Genomic DNA, 14,522 nt, shown 5'->3' with positions numbered 1-14,522 from the left:
AGCATCTGAACTATCGCAGGTGGTCGGACGTGATAGTTACGCATGCTCGCGTCCCGCCGCCCGGTGCGGGCACCCCCGCACGCCACAGTCTCTGGAGGTTGAATCATGGGCAGTTTGAGCATCTGGCACTGGCTGATCATCGCGGCCGTGTTCGTGCTGTTCTTCGGCGCGAAGCGGATGCCCGACGCGGCCCGCAGCCTGGGCAAGTCGCTGCGCATCTTCAAGACCGAGGTCACCCAGATGCAGAGCGAAGGCGGTGCTCCCCAGAACGCGGCACCCCAGACTCCGGCGGCTCCGGCCCCCGCGGCGGAATTGCCCGCCGCGCCGCAGGTTCAGCCCACGGTGACCCAGCCGACCGCGCAGCCCCACGGCGAGCCGAAGTCGATCTAGTCGCGACTCGCATCGAAGGGATGGGTAAAGGCCCATCTCTCTTCCGCGCGCCGCGATACCTCACAGGGGCACCCACACCATCATGCGAATTCCGTTCGATCCCCGGCGCAGCAGGCGCAGGACGAATCCAGACGGCACCATGTCGCTGGTCGAGCACCTGCACGAACTGCGCTATCGGCTGCTGGTCTCCCTCGCGGCCATCGTGGTCACCACGATCTTCGGGTTCATCTGGTACGAGTACTCGCTCTTCGGCCTGGAGTCGCTGGGTGAGATCCTGCGCGGACCCTACTGCGCGCTACCCTCCTCCTCGCGCGCCGCGCTGAGTCCCGACGGTGCGTGCAGGCTGCTGGCCACCGCCCCGTTCGAACAGTTCACGCTGCGCCTGAAGGTCGGCATGACGGCCGGAATCGTGCTGGCCGCGCCGATCTGGCTGTATCAGCTGTGGGCGTTCATCACGCCGGGCCTGTACAGCAAGGAGCGCAAGTACGCCGTCAGCTTCGTCTCCTTCGGCAGCCTCCTGTTCCTCACCGGTGCGCTGCTGGCGTATTTCGTTGTGGCGCACGCGCTGTCGTTCCTGATGACGATCGGCAACAACGTCCAGATCACCGCGCTCAGCGGTACGCAGTACTTCAGCTTCATCATTCGGCTGCTGGTCATCTTCGGGGTGAGCTTCGAGACGCCGCTGATCATCGTCGGACTGAATATGGTCGGCGTGCTCAGCTACGAGAAGCTGAAGAAGTGGCGGCGCGGCATCACCTTCGGCCTGTTCGTCTTCGCGGCCATCGTCACCCCGCAGGACCCGTTCTCCATGTTGGCGCTGGCTTTCGCGCTGACGTTGCTGTTCGAGGTGGCCATTCAGTTCTCCCGGTTCAACGACCGCCGCCGTGCCCGCCGCGCGCAGGCCGAGGGTCTGTCGGCACTGGCCGATGACCAAGCCTCGGAGATTGGCGCGCCCGAACCGATCGCCCCCGCCGAATCCCTGACGAATCCGCGCGAGAAATCCGCTCGGTCGGTGTCGGACTACTCCGATACCCTCTGACGGTGACGTATCACCGGTCGCATTCGGGCGAGCTGACCACCTTCTCCGCACAGTTGAAGTTCCGGCTGGACCCCTTCCAGCGCACCGCGTGCACCGCGCTGGAAGAGGGGCACAGCGTGCTGGTGTGCGCGCCGACCGGCGCGGGCAAGACGGTGGTCGGCGAGTTCGCGGTGCATCTGGCGCTGGCCGCCTCGGGGAAGTGCTTCTACACCACACCGATCAAGGCATTGTCGAATCAGAAGTTCGCCGATCTCACCGAGCGGTACGGCCGGGAGCGGGTGGGTCTGCTCACCGGGGATCAGTCCATCAACCCGGACGCGCCGGTGGTCGTGATGACCACCGAGGTGCTGCGCAATATGCTCTACGCCTCCTCCGACGCGCTGCGCGGACTGTCCTACGTGGTGATGGACGAGGTGCACTACCTGGCGGACCGGTTCCGCGGCGCGGTGTGGGAGGAGGTCATCCTGCACCTGCCGCTGGATGTGCGGCTGGTCAGCCTGTCGGCGACGGTCAGCAATGCCGAAGAGTTCGGCGCGTGGATGGAGACCGTGCGCGGCGATACCGCCGTGGTGGTCGACGAGACCAGGCCGGTGCCGCTGTGGCAGCACGTCATGGTCGGTCGCCGCATGTTCGACCTGTTCGACGCGAAATCCTCGGAGCAGAAGGTCCTGGTCGACGAGGATCTGGTGCGTTTCGTCCGCCACCGCGAACAGCAGGACCGAATGAATTCCTGGGGTCGTGGTGGTCGCGGCGGGCCGCGCCGCGATTTCCGTCCGCTGCCTCGGCCGGAGGTGTTGGCCAAGCTGGACGAGGAGGGCCTGCTGCCCGCCATCACCTTCATCTTCAGCCGCGCGGGTTGTGACGGCGCGCTGGCCCAGTGTCTGCGTTCGCGGTTGGAGCTGAGCCGCGAGGAGGACACCGCCGCGATCGACGCGATCATCGAGCGCCACACCGGCGATCTGCCGCGCGCGGATCTGGAGGTGCTCGGCTATTGGGAGTGGCGCGAGGCGCTGCACCGCGGGTTGGCCGCCCATCACGCGGGTATGTTGCCCGCCTTCCGCCACGCGGTGGAGGAATTGTTCGTCAACGGTTTGGTGCGGGCCGTATTCGCCACGGAGACATTGGCTTTGGGCATCAATATGCCCGCGCGCACCGTGGTGCTCGAGCGGCTGGTGAAATTCAACGGCGAGACCCACGCCGAATTGACCCCCGGCGAATACACCCAGCTCACCGGGCGGGCGGGGCGGCGCGGTATCGATGTCGAGGGTCACGCGGTGGTGCTGTGGCAGCCGGAGGTCGATACCAGCGCGGTCGCGGGTCTGGCCTCCACCCGCACCTATCCGCTGCGCAGTTCGTTCCGGCCCGGCTACAACATGTCGATCAACCTGATCGACCGTATGGGCGCCGACGAGTCGCGCGCTCTGCTGGAGCGCTCCTTCGCCCAGTTCCAGGCGGATCGCTCGGTGGTGGGGCTGGTGCGCGGCATCGAGCGCAACGAGGGGCAGTTGCGCGGTCTGGCCGATCAGCTCGGCGGCTCGGAAAGCGGCTTCCTGGAATATATTTCGCTGCGCGATCGGATCAAGCAGCGCGAACGTCAGCTCGAGCAGCAGCGGCGCACCGACCGCAGGGGTGCGGCGGTGGAGGCGCTGGTCGCGCTGCGTCGCGGTGATGTGGTGGCCATTCCCACCGGTCGCCGCGCCGGACTGGCCGTGATCCTGGAACCCGATGCGACACCGGGTGATCCGCGTCCGCTGGTGCTCACCGAGGACAAATGGGCGGGCCGGATCTCGGTGGCCGATTTCCCGACTCCGGCCCAGCCTCTGGGGCGGATGCGGTTGCCGCGCCGCATCGATCACCGCACCGCGCGCACCCGAAGCGATCTCGCCTCGGCCCTGCGCAATACGGGATTCATGGCACCGGGCACGCAGCGGCGCGGCAGGCGCGCCGAGGCCGCCGACGACCGCGAATTGGCCACGTTGCGCCGCAGTCTGCGCGCCCATCCCGCGCACCACCGCGCCGATCGCGAACAGCTCAGCCGCATCGGCGAGCGCTACAACCGACTGCGCCGCGAGACCGAGACCATGCGTCAGAAGGTCGCCGCGACCACGAATTCCCTTGCCCGCACCTTCGATCGGATTCTGGCGCTGCTCGACGAGCGCGGATTCGTGCACGAGGGCGAGGTCACCGCCGACGGTCGTAGGCTGGCCCGCATCTACGCCGAGAGCGACCTGGTGATCGCCGAATGTCTACGGCGCGGTATCTGGCGCGGGCTCGGCCCGGCCGAACTGGCCGGTGTCGCCTCGATTCTGGTGTTCGAGTCGCGTCAGGAGAGCGGCTTCCTCGGTGTCAGCGGTCCGACCGCGCCGATTCGGCGCGCGGTCGGCGCGACCGTCGAGGTGTGGGATGAGTTACGCGCCGACGAGGCGCGGCACAAGCTGCCGCCCACCCGCGAACCCGATGTCGGATTCGTCACCGGCGTTTACAAATGGGCGCGCGGGGACGGTCTGGCCGATTCGCTGCTGGCCAGTGGCGATCGGGGAAATCCGCTCTCCGCAGGCGATTTCGTGCGCTGGTGCCGCCAGGTGATCGACCTGCTCGACCAGATCCACTCCACCGCAGATGATCCGGAGATCGCGAGCACCGCCGCGAAGTCGGTGCGTGCGATCAGGCGAGGTGTGGTCGCGGTGGACGCCGCGTAGCGTGCGCGACTGTGATTTGATTCTTTCGCGTACCGACCGTGGCGGAAGTCGTGGCATGCGACGTGTCGCGCGCGGGGGGCTACCGTATGTACAACTATGCGAGTGGAGGCGAGCAGGTGAGCGAGGCACAGCGCGCGCCGCGCGGGATGGTATCCGGCGCGGAGGTGAGGTCATGAGCGGGCCGTTCGGACCGAACAATCCGGAGGGTCGCGATGATCCCACCCAGCACTGGGGTGCCGCGCCCGCACCGGGCCAGCAGGCGCCCGGCCAGCAGTGGGGAGCGCCGCCGCCCTCGGCGGCGCAGCCAACCCAGCACTGGGGGCAGCAGCCCCAGCAGCCGCAATGGGGTCAGCAGCCGCAACAACCCCAGCAGTGGGGGCAGTCGCAGCCGCAGTGGCAGCAGCAACAGCCGCAGGATTGGAGCGCCCAGCAGCCGCAGCAGCAGTGGGGTCAACCCCAGCAGCCGTGGGGCCAGTTGCAGTTGCAGCCGCAAAAGAAGCGGGGCAAGGGGCTGGTCATCGCGCTGTCGCTGATCGGCGTGGTCGTGGTTGGCGCGGCGGTGGCGCTGATCCTGGTGCTCACCTCCACCGACAAACTCGATCAGGCCGCCGTCCAGGACGGTGTGAAGAAGGTGCTCTCGGATTCCTACGGCATCCAGGATGTCAGCGATGTCTCCTGCCCGTCGGGCCGCGAGGTGAAGGTGGACTCCACCTTCACCTGCGATCTGAAGGTCAGCGGCGAGCAGAAGAAGGTGAACATCAAGGTCACCAAGACCGACGGCACCTACGAGGTGGGCAGGCCCAGTTAGGCGAGCGCGGCGATGAGTCGCGTGATCGGACTTTCGGCGTTGTAGGCGGCGGCGAGTTCGCGCAGCCGCTGCGGATCGGCGGGACCCGCCGGGAGCGTGTCCGGCCGGGAGAGGTGGACCTCGGCGTCGCGCACGACGCGGACCACCGGGGCCGCCGCCTGCAAATAGTCCTGCGCCGCACGGAGTTTGGCGCGCGCGCTCTGGGCCAGGTCGGCTGCCGGATCGTCTACGGCCGCGCGCAGGGCCTCCAGGGAGCCGAAGCGGGAAATGAGGGTGGCGGCGGACTTGTCGCCGATGCCCGCGACGCCGGGCAATCCGTCGGAGGCGTCGCCGCGCAGGGTGGCCATATCGGCGTAGGCGGGGCCGGCATTCACCTGCGGCACACCGTATTTCGCCGCCACCTCGGCCGGGCCGAACAGTTCGGCCTTGGCCAGCCCGCGCCCCGCGTACAGCACCCGCACCGGGGGCGCCTCGTCGCGGACCAGTTGCAGCAGGTCGCGGTCGCCGCTGACGACGACGACCGGGTCCACCCGCTCGCGGGTGGCCAGCGTGCCCAGCACGTCGTCGGCCTCCAGACCCGCCGCGCCGCCGGTGGCGATGCCCGCGGCATCGAGCACCTCGAGGATCATCTCGACCTGCGGGGTGAGCGCGTCGGGCACCTCCTCGGCGCCCGGTGCGGCATCGGCGGCGGTATCGAGCCGGTGTGCCTTGTAGGAGGGCACCAGCGCCACCCGGTAGGCGGGTCGCCAGTCCAGGTCCAGGCAGACCACCAGGCGGCTCGGTCGATTCTTGACGATCAGGGAGGCGACCATATCGGTGAAACCGCGCAGCGCGTTGACGGGGCGACCGTCGGGCGCGGTGATCTTGTCCGGAATGGCGTGGAAGGCGCGGAACCAGAGGCTCGCGCCGTCGAGCAGCAGCAGTGGTCCGGGTGTGGTCACCAGCCGAGGCTACCTTTCGGATGCGACAAACCCGGCGAGCTGTACCGGGTAACGTCGGCGGGTATGAGTTCGCACACTGAAGCGAGGTTCGCGGCCGAGGTCTACGCCGATCGACTGGAGCGGGCGGTGACCCAATTGCGCGCCGCGCACCTGGACGCGCTGCTGATCACGCCCGGACCGGACCTGCGGTATCTGATCGGATCCACCGCGGAGACGTTCGAGCGGCTGACCTGCCTGGTGATCCCGGCCGACGGGGCCAAACCCTCGGTGGTCATCCCCAAACTGGAGCTCGCGCACCTGGACAATTCGGCCGCGCTCGAGCTGGGACTCGAGATTCTGGACTGGGTCGACGGGGTCGATCCCTATCAGCTGGTCCGCTCGGCGCTGCATGCCGGATCGCGGGTGGCGGTGGCCGAGACCATGCCCGCCCTGCACCTGCTGCCGCTCGCGGAATCCTTTACCGGACTTCCGGTCTCGGCCACGCCGGTGCTGCGCAGGCTGCGCATGTACAAGGACGAGGCCGAGGTCGCGGCGCTGCGCCGCGCGGGCGCCGCCATCGACAGGGTGCACGCCCGCATGGGTGAGTTCCTGGCGGCCGGGCGCACCGAGGCCGAGGTCGGCCGGGATATCGCCGCGGCCATCGTGGCCGAGGGGCACACCACGGCGGCCTTCGTCATCGTGGGCAGCGGCCCGCACGGCGCCGACCCGCACCACGGGGTGTCGGATCGGGTGCTCGAGCGCGGCGATGTGGTGGTCATCGACATCGGTGGTCCGGTGGATACCGGCTACAACTCCGATTCCACCCGCACCTATGTGCTCGGCGAACCGGATGCCGAGGTCGCGGCGAAATTCGCGGTATTGGAGCAGGCGCAGGCCGCGGCGGTCGCGGCGGCCCGGCCCGGCGTCACCGCCGAATCGGTGGACGCCGCGGCGCGAAAGGTGTTGGCACAGGCCGGACTCGGCGATGCCTTCGTGCACCGCACCGGTCACGGGATCGGGTTGTCGGTGCACGAGGACCCCTACATCGTGGCGGGCAACGATCTGGTGCTCGAGGCGGGTATGGCCTTCAGCATCGAGCCCGGCATCTACTTCCGCGGCGAATGGGGCGCGCGGATCGAGGACATCGTTGTCGTCACCGAGGATGGCTGCGAGTCGGTCAACAATCGTCCGCGCGGCCTCACCGTGCTGTGAGACCTCGGCTGCTCAGCACCCGCTCGACGGAGATCTCGATGACGACCCTGGTCGGATTCGCGCGCGGCGCGCGATAGCGGCCGGTATAGCGGCGCTCGGCCTCGGCGACGCTGTCCGCGTCGTCGAGGACCCGCGCCGGACCCTCCAGGGTGAGCCATCGCGCACCGTCCACCTGGCTGACCGCTGCATAGCCGGACCGGCGCGCGTTGCGCGCCTTCGTCGAAGCGCCGTCGGTGATGACCCGCACCGCACCCGCCGCCGCGTCCCAGGTGAAGCCGACCGGAACCACGTGCGGAGTTCCATTGGCGCGCAGCGTGGTCAGTGTCGCCAAATGCCGCTCGGCGACGAATTCCAGTGCCTCGGGGGACAGTGCGGTGACGGCGGTGGTCATGGCCAGACGGTAGCCGACGGCCCGGCCCCGGTCGCGACGACCCTGGATGACACACTGACCGGCATGGGTATGCGTGGGATCGCCGACGGACCGCTGCTGGTGCTCGGCGGGCGCAGCGAGATGGGCCTCGAGGTGGCGCGCCGGTTGGCGCGCGGCCGGGTGGTGATCCTGGCGGCGCGGCGCAGCGACCAACTGACCGCCGAGATCGCCGAGGTCACCACGGCGGGCGCGGCCGCTGTGCACACGGTGGAATTCGATGCCGACGACACGGAGGGTCATCCGGCGCTGCTCGGGAGGATCGCCGCCGAGTACGGGCGCATCGGTATCGCGGTGCTCGCCTTCGGCATCCTGGGCGATCAGGGGCGCGCCGAGCGCGATCCCGCACACGCGCTGGCGGTGGTGCGCACCGACTTTGTGGCGCAGCTGAGCATTCTGACCACGTTGGCGAATCTGCTTCGGGCACAGGGTGACGGGCAGATCGTGGTCTTCGGATCGGTCGCGGGCGTGCGGGTGCGGCGGGCCAACTACGTGTACGGCTCGGCCAAGGCCGGTCTGGACGGTTTCGCCGGTGGTCTGGCCGACGCGCTGCACGGCAGCGGGGTGCATCTGCTGCTGGTGCGCCCCGGCTTCGTCATCGGGCGGATGACCGCAGGCATGGAGCCCGCGCCGTTTTCCAGCACACCCGATCAGGTGGCCGATGCGGTGGTGCAGGGGTTGCGCAAGCGGGCCGGTGTCATCTGGGTGCCCGGAATCCTGCGCCCGATCTTCTTCGCCATGCGCCTGCTGCCGCAGGCCATCTGGCGGCGGCTGCCCCGGTGACCGTGCCGCTGGCGGTTGTCGGGATCGGCGCCGACGGCTGGGACGGGCTGGGGCGTGCGGCCATGGCTGTGCTCGCCTCGTCCGAGGTGCTGCTCGGCTCCGCGCGACAATTGGCGCTGGTGCCCGCGAATGTGGTTGACGCACAGCGTGTTGCCTGGCCCGCACCGCTGCTGCCCGCGCTTCCCGGACTGCTCGAGCGGTATGCCGGTAGGCAGGTCGCGGTGCTGGCCAGCGGTGATCCGATGTTCTACGGAATCGGCACGACCTTGGCGCGTTTGCTGGGTCCTGCCGCGCTGCGGGTGTTTCCGCAGCCTTCTTCGGCGGCGCTGGCCTGTGCCAGGCTCGGTTGGGGGGTGGCCGAGATTCCGGTCGTCAGTGCGGTGGCTCGGCCATTGTCCTGCGTGCTGCCCGAACTGACCGATGGGCGAAGGATCTTGGTGCTCTCCGAGGATCAGAGCACACCGGCGAAGCTGGCGGAGTTGCTGCGGCGCAATGGATTCGGGGAGTCGACCATCACGGTTCTCGAACAGCTCGGCGGGCCTGCCGAGCGGATTCGAGAAGGGCGGGCCGCCGACTGGGCGTTGCCCGCGGGCGATCCGTTGAACATCCTTGCCGTGCGGGCGGTATGGGATCCGAAGACGCCCAGGGCGACGCGGACTCCCGGCCTGCCGGACGAATTGTTCGGCGGCGAAGGGCAACTCACCAAATCCGAGGTCCGGGCCTTGACCATCGGCGCATTGGCGCCCGCTCCAGGTGAGCTGCTGTGGGATGTCGGCGGCGGTTCGGGTTCGGTCGCCATCGAATGGTGCCGCACCCATCCGACCTGCCGTGCGATCACCTTCGAGGTGCGTGCGGATCGCCGAGCGCGGATCGCCGAGAACGCGGTTTCGCTCGGCGTGCCGCAGCTCACCGTGCGCGGTGCGGTCCCGGCGGCATTCGCGGACGAATCTTCCGGTCCGGACGCGATTTTCGTCGGCGGCGGACTCACCGAACCCGGACTCTTCGCGGCCTGCTGGGAGCGGTTGCCCGCGGGTGGTCGTCTCGTCGCCGCGGCGGTGACCGCCGAATCCGAGGCCATGCTCGTGGAGTTGGCCGCGCGGCACGGCGGCGACCTGCGCAGGTTTCAGGTCTATCGGGCCGAATCCCTCGGCCGGTTCACGACTTGGCGTCCGCAGTTGCCGGTCACGCATTGGGCCGTCCGCAAACCTGGCCGATCGTGAAGGTTTTGCTGCTCGGGGGCACCGGGGAAGCGCGGGAACTCGCCGCGATGGCCGAGCGCGCGAGCGGATTCGAGATCATCTCCGCGCTCGCCGGGCGCACCACCGCACCCCGGCTCCCGTCCGGCGCGGTCCGGATCGGCGGTTTCGGTGGCAGCGCGGGGCTGCGGGAGTGGTTGGTGGCCAACGAGATCGAGGCCGTTGTCGATGCCACCCATCCGTTCGCCGCCACGATCAGCGCTCACGCGGCGACGGCCGCCGCCGCGCTGGGACTGCCGCTGCTGCATCTGCGGCGGCCCGGTTGGGTCAGCGTCGCGGGTGATCATTGGATCCGCGTTCCCGACCGCCTGGCGGCGGTGCGGGCGCTGCGAGACCAGGGGGAGCGGATATTCCTGACCATCGGTCGACAGGGCGTGGCCGATTTCGCCGAACTCACCGGGTGGTTCCTCATCCGCGCCATCGATCCGCCCACCGGCCCACTGCCTGCCAGGCATGAATTACTGCTGGCCCGAGGGCCTTTCACAGTAGCCGACGAGGCGGCGCTGCTGGCGCGGCGCCGCATCGATGCGGTGGTCACCAAGGACAGCGGCGGCGCGGCGACCGAGGCCAAGCTGATCGCGGCGCGCGCTGCCGGAATCACCGTGGTGCTGATCGATCGTCCCGCGCTACCGGAAGGCGCGCGGGTGGTTTCCGACGCGAAGCAAGCATGGGAATGGTTGTGCTCAGGTGCGTTCGAGCACCTCGGGTAGCCGGTCGAACCATTCCAGCACCGCGCGTTCGTAGCCGAGACCGAATGCCACGGTGGCCCGCTCCTGGGTGGTCATCTCGGCCGTATCCTTGGCGAGATAGTGCTCGAGGCGGTCCTGGTGGATCTCCCGGTTCGCGGCGATGATCCGGTCCAGCCGCGCCGGATCCAGATGCGCGCCGAAGTGCAGGGTCAGCAGCAGCGGCACCCGCATGGTCTCCCCACCCGGATCGCGGGATATCCACTCGCGGAATGCCTCTCGCCCGGCATGGGTGATCCGGTAGGGCGTGCGCTCGCGCGCGCCCGCCTCGCCCTTGACCACCAGCCCGGCCGCGTCCATGGCGGCCAACTCCCGGTAGACCTGGCTCTGGGTGATGGTCCAGAAATCGCCGATCCGAACCTGGGCCTGCGCCACCAGATCCCAGCCCGACATCGGTCCGTCGTGCAGGAATCCGAGCAGCGACGCGGCGGTGGAATTCAACTGTTTGGTCGCGGTTTTCGACAAACCGGCAGCTCCCTTCGCACTCGACAGCCCACTCAATATCCCATCTCTAGGCCCGCGCGTAGCGGCGCGCCGTATAGACCCTGGTGCCCGTACCGGTCTCGAAGGTCGCGGTGGTGGACGCGCCGATGATGAGCAGGGTCCGCATATCCACCTCGGCGGCGACGAGGTCGGCGAGGGTGGTGACCCGCACCGATTCGTCGGGTCCGCCCACATCGCGGCCCAGCACCACCGGCGTCTCGGGAGCGCGATGGGCCAGCAGTATCTCCCGCATGGCCTCGACCTGCCAGGTGCGCTGCGCGGAGGCCGGGTTGTAGACGGCGATGGCCATATCGGCGGCGGCCACGGCCGAAAGGCGTTGCGCCACCACCTCCCACGGCTTGAGTCGATCGGAGAGCGAGAGAACCGCGTAGTCGTGGCCGAGTGGCGCGCCCACTCGACTGGCTACGGCATTGGCGGCCGTCACACCGGGCAGCACCCGCACCGGAACCTCCCGCCAACGCGGGTCGGCCGCCTCCTCCAGCACGGCGGCGGCCATGGCGAAGACACCGGGATCGCCGGAGGACACCACGGCCACCCGCGCGCCGCGCGCGGCGAGATCCAGCGCCATGGCGGCGCGTTCGTTCTCGACGCGATTGTCGCTGGCGTGGCGGCGCTGGCCGGGGCGCGCGGGGACGCGGTTCAGGTAGGTGGTGTAGCCGACGAGATCTGTTGCGGTGGAAAGGATTCGGCGCACCTCGGGGGTGGTCCATTCGGTCGATCCCGGCCCGAGCCCGACCACCGTCACCTCGCCCATGGTCGAATCCGATGCGGCGGTGTGGTTCTCGTTGACAGCCAATGGCAGCGGGGTGGTCGGCTCCGGACCCGGCACGAGGACGAGGGAGAAGTACGGCGCCTCGTCGACCTCCGCGGCCCGGAGCACCTGCTGGCGCTCGCTGCTGGCGCGTTCGACATAGTAGGCGTCGTCGAGTCGTCCGGATTCGGTAAGCGCCTGCCGCACAGCGGGATAGGTGCGTCCCAACTTCATGATGGCGGCGGCTTCGGTGTGCCGCAGCCGTTGCGCCAACTCCGCGGCGGGCAGGGTGCCCGGCAGGATCGTCAGCACCTGGTCGCCCTCGACCAGCGGCGTGCCCAGGGCGGCGGCGGCCGCGCTCACCGAGGTGATGCCCGGAATGATCTCGGCCGCGAACCGGTCCGCCAGCCGCCGGTGCATATGCATGTAGGAGCTGTAGAACAGCGGATCACCCGCCGCGAGCAGCGCCACCGTGCGCCCCGCCGACAGATGCGCCGCCAATCGTTCGGCGGCCTGCTCGTAGAACTCCTCGATGGCCCCCTGATAGCCGCCGGGATGCTCGGTGGTCTCGGTGGTCACCGGATAGATCAGGTGCTCCTCCAACTGACCCGGCCGCATATAGGGCGCGGCGATACCGCGCGAGATGCTGCGTCCGTGGCGCGCGCTGTGGAAGGCGATGACATCGGCCGTGCCGATAATTCTGGCCGCCTTGACCGTGACCAGTTCCGGATCGCCGGGGCCGAGTCCGATACCCCAGAGCTTGCCGCTCATTCCTGTTCGCTCGCAATCGCGTTCAGCGCCGAGGCGGTGATGGCGCTGCCGCCGCGCCGCCCGCGCACCGTCAAATATTCCACGCCGTCGAAGGCGCGCAGCGCCTCCTTGGATTCGGCCGCCCCGATGAAGCCGACCGGAATGCCGACAATGGCGGCGGGGCGCGGCGCACCCGCGTCGAGCAGGTCGAGCAGGTGGAACAGCGCCGTCGGCGCGTTGCCGATGGCGACCACCGCGCCGCCGAGCCGATCCCGCCACAGTTCCAGCGCGGCCGCCGACCGGGTGGTGCCCAGGGACGCGGCCAATTCCGGGACCCTGGGGTCGGCGAGAGTGCACAGCACCGCGTTGTCGGCGGGCAGCCGCTTGCGGGTGACGCCGGCCGCGACCATGCCCGCATCGCACAGGATCGGCGCGCCCCCGCGCAGCGCCGCGCGCGCCGCCGCGACGACATTCGGCGAGAAGGCCACGTCCTCGGCCAGATCCACCTGTCCGCAGCCGTGGATCATGCGCACCACGACCCGTGCCACATCGGCCGGGAATCCGCTCAGGTCGGCCTCGGCGCGAATGGTGGCGAACGAGCGTCGATAGATCTCGGCCCCGTCGGTGAGGTAGCTGGTGCGCGCATCGGACATGGCGACAACCTTAAGCCCGCACCTCCGGCGTTTAAGTCCGCGGGCGCTCCAGGATGCGCGACATGACGATGGAACTGCGGGTCCGGCCCACCCGCGCGTTCTCCCGGATCCGCTCCACCGTCGACTCGATCTCGGCCATATCGGTGGCCATGACGTGCACCAGCGCGTCGGCCTCGCCCGCGATGGTCCACACGCCGACGACCTGCGGGATGGGTTCGAGGCTGCGGCGCAGTTCGGCGGGGGAGATGTTGTCGCGGTAGTAGACCTCCACGTACGCCTCGGTGCGCCAGCCCAGCGCCGCCGGATTGACCTGCGCGGTGAATCCGGTGATCTGCCCGGTGGCCACCATCCGATCCACCCGGCGCTTGATGGCAGGCGCGGACAGCCCGACCGAATGGCCGATCTCCTGGAACGAGGCGCGCGCCTCGCGCAGCAGGTGGGCCAGAATGCGGCGATCTATCTCGTCCATTTCACATTTCCCGTATTTCGCACAATGATCCGCCGATATTGGGGGGATCCACGCAATGAATCGCTATATCTGACGCAATACTAGGCCGACTACCTTCGGGGCAGCCGCAAAACAGCGCTCGACCAGGGAGACTCCGTGACCTCAGTAGCCACCCGCCTCGAATCCGACGCCGCCCGCCGACCCGTGCCGCGCCGCTTCGTCATGTGCCGTCCGGACCACTTCGACGTCCGCTACGCCATCAATCCATGGATGGATCCGACCAAAGGCGCGGACCGCGCGCTGGCGCTGGCGCAATGGGAGACCTTGCGCGCGACCTTCGAGGGGCACGGACATCGAGTCGAGGTGGTGCCGGGTGAACCGGATCTGCCCGATATGGTGTTCGCCGCCAATAGCGGGCTCATCGTCGGGGATCGGGTGATGTCGGCCCGGTTCACCCACGCCGAGCGGACCGCCGAAGGCCCGGCCTATCATCGCTGGTTCGCCGAACGCGGATTCGCCGAGGTGGTCGCCGCGCGGGAGATCAACGAGGGCGAGGGCGATTTCGTGCTCGTGGGTGAGCGCTTCCTGGCCGCCACCGGATTCCGCAGCTCACCGGCCGCGCATCGGGAGGTGGAGCGCTACTTCGGAATTCCCGTGGTCTCGCTGGAACTGGTCGATCCGCGCTTCTACCACCTCGACACCGTCCTCATGGTCCTCGGCGCCGGGGAAATCGCCTATTACCCACCGGCTTTCAGCACGGAGAGCCAAAAGGTGCTGGCCGACCTGTTCCCGGACGCGGTGCGCGCGAGCGCGGCCGATGCCGAGGTCCTCGGACTGAACGGCGTGAGCGACGGCTACCACGTCTACTTCAGCGGTCGGGCCACGAAGCTGGCCGCACAGCTCACCGAACGCGGCTATGAGCCGGTGGGACTGGACCTTTCGGAACTGCTCAAGGCGGGCGGCAGCGTGAAATGCTGCACGCTGGAGGTGCACTGACCAAGGCCTAGATCCAATGCCGCTCAGTTAGTGGGTTGGGCTGGGTGTCAAGTGGATCGTGTTGTCGTGCGCGTGGGGGCATGAGAGTAGGACAGCGGAACTACTGGTAGAGAGATCTTGTCCGCCAAGACAAACCGCTC

Annotated in this window: 15 protein-coding genes; 9 read left to right on the top strand and 6 right to left on the bottom strand. The window is 68.9% G+C overall.

Annotated features, from left to right (window positions below):
* The first annotated feature begins 105 nt into the window (after positions 1-105).
* The 4 genes from tatA to D5S18_RS32470 all read left to right on the top strand — a co-directional run bounded on the left by tatA (position 106) and on the right by D5S18_RS32470 (position 4,936).
* Positions 106-390 (top strand): Sec-independent protein translocase subunit TatA, encoded by a 285-nt coding sequence (tatA, locus tag D5S18_RS32485; protein WP_120044972.1) that lies wholly within the window; start codon positions 106-108, stop codon positions 388-390.
* 82 nt (positions 391-472) lie between these two features.
* The gene (gene tatC / locus D5S18_RS32480) at positions 473-1,429 is read left to right on the top strand and encodes a twin-arginine translocase subunit TatC (protein ID WP_120044971.1); all 957 of its coding nucleotides are present in this window, start codon (positions 473-475) and stop codon (positions 1,427-1,429) included.
* Positions 1,430-1,431: 2 nt separating this feature from the next.
* A complete protein-coding gene (locus D5S18_RS32475) occupies positions 1,432-4,128 on the top strand; it encodes a DEAD/DEAH box helicase (RefSeq protein ID WP_120044970.1) in 2,697 nt (898 codons plus the stop codon).
* A 172-nt stretch (positions 4,129-4,300) separates the two neighbouring features.
* Positions 4,301-4,936: a DUF4333 domain-containing protein gene (locus tag D5S18_RS32470; protein WP_120044969.1), complete on the top strand. Its 636-nt coding sequence runs from the start codon at positions 4,301-4,303 to the stop codon at positions 4,934-4,936.
* Here D5S18_RS32470 and D5S18_RS32465 read toward each other — a convergent pair.
* Positions 4,933-5,877: a 5'-3' exonuclease gene (locus D5S18_RS32465; RefSeq protein WP_120044968.1), complete on the bottom strand. Its 945-nt coding sequence runs from the start codon at positions 5,875-5,877 to the stop codon at positions 4,933-4,935. The genes D5S18_RS32470 and D5S18_RS32465 overlap by 4 nt on opposite strands.
* Positions 5,878-5,940: 63 nt before the next feature.
* Between D5S18_RS32465 and D5S18_RS32460 the strand changes: the two genes are divergently transcribed.
* On the top strand, positions 5,941-7,068 hold the full coding sequence (locus D5S18_RS32460; RefSeq protein WP_120044967.1) for a M24 family metallopeptidase: 1,128 nt from the start codon (positions 5,941-5,943) through the stop codon (positions 7,066-7,068).
* Here D5S18_RS32460 and D5S18_RS32455 read toward each other — a convergent pair.
* A complete protein-coding gene (locus D5S18_RS32455) occupies positions 7,055-7,459 on the bottom strand; it encodes a PPOX class F420-dependent oxidoreductase (protein ID WP_120044966.1) in 405 nt (134 codons plus the stop codon). The genes D5S18_RS32460 and D5S18_RS32455 overlap by 14 nt on opposite strands.
* Before the next feature lie 63 nt (positions 7,460-7,522).
* On the opposite strand from D5S18_RS32455, the gene dprE2 reads away from it, so the two are divergent.
* From dprE2 to D5S18_RS32440, 3 genes are read left to right on the top strand one after another with little or no spacing between them, the layout of a single operon-like run.
* Positions 7,523-8,278 carry a decaprenylphospho-beta-D-erythro-pentofuranosid-2-ulose 2-reductase gene (dprE2, locus tag D5S18_RS32450; RefSeq protein WP_120045243.1) on the top strand — a complete coding sequence of 252 codons (756 nt, stop codon included), beginning with the start codon at positions 7,523-7,525 and terminating at the stop codon, positions 8,276-8,278.
* Entirely contained in the window at positions 8,275-9,498 is a 1,224-nt protein-coding gene (cbiE, locus tag D5S18_RS32445) for a precorrin-6y C5,15-methyltransferase (decarboxylating) subunit CbiE (protein ID WP_120044965.1), read from the top strand. Before dprE2 ends, cbiE begins: the two co-directional genes overlap by 4 nt.
* Positions 9,492-10,244, top strand: a complete 753-nt coding sequence (locus D5S18_RS32440) for a cobalt-precorrin-6A reductase (RefSeq protein ID WP_120045242.1) — start codon at positions 9,492-9,494, stop codon at positions 10,242-10,244. The genes cbiE and D5S18_RS32440 overlap by 7 nt, the downstream gene beginning before the upstream one ends.
* Here D5S18_RS32440 and D5S18_RS32435 read toward each other — a convergent pair.
* From D5S18_RS32435 to D5S18_RS32420, 4 genes are read right to left on the bottom strand one after another with little or no spacing between them, the layout of a single operon-like run.
* Positions 10,218-10,745, bottom strand: a complete 528-nt coding sequence (locus D5S18_RS32435) for a PadR family transcriptional regulator (protein WP_120044964.1) — start codon at positions 10,743-10,745, stop codon at positions 10,218-10,220. The two genes, D5S18_RS32440 and D5S18_RS32435, sit on opposite strands and share 27 nt — an antisense overlap.
* A 46-nt stretch (positions 10,746-10,791) precedes the next feature.
* Complete coding sequence (locus tag D5S18_RS32430) at positions 10,792-12,306, bottom strand: precorrin-2 C(20)-methyltransferase (protein ID WP_120044963.1); 1,515 nt, start codon at positions 12,304-12,306, stop codon at positions 10,792-10,794.
* On the bottom strand, positions 12,303-12,938 hold the full coding sequence (locus D5S18_RS32425; protein ID WP_120044962.1) for a precorrin-8X methylmutase: 636 nt from the start codon (positions 12,936-12,938) through the stop codon (positions 12,303-12,305). The genes D5S18_RS32430 and D5S18_RS32425 overlap by 4 nt, the downstream gene beginning before the upstream one ends.
* A gap of 31 nt (positions 12,939-12,969) precedes the next feature.
* On the bottom strand, positions 12,970-13,407 hold the full coding sequence (locus tag D5S18_RS32420) for an Lrp/AsnC family transcriptional regulator (protein WP_120044961.1): 438 nt from the start codon (positions 13,405-13,407) through the stop codon (positions 12,970-12,972).
* A 135-nt stretch (positions 13,408-13,542) separates the two neighbouring features.
* Between D5S18_RS32420 and ddaH the strand changes: the two genes are divergently transcribed.
* Positions 13,543-14,382: a dimethylargininase gene (ddaH, locus tag D5S18_RS32415; RefSeq protein ID WP_239004151.1), complete on the top strand. Its 840-nt coding sequence runs from the start codon at positions 13,543-13,545 to the stop codon at positions 14,380-14,382.
* Positions 14,383-14,522: the final 140 nt, after the last annotated feature.

This window comes from Nocardia panacis, assembly GCF_003598715.1.
In the GTDB taxonomy this organism is placed as follows: domain Bacteria; phylum Actinomycetota; class Actinomycetes; order Mycobacteriales; family Mycobacteriaceae; genus Nocardia; species Nocardia panacis.
Note: the sequence above shows the minus strand (reverse complement) of the source record. Positions and strands in the feature narration are given on the sequence as shown.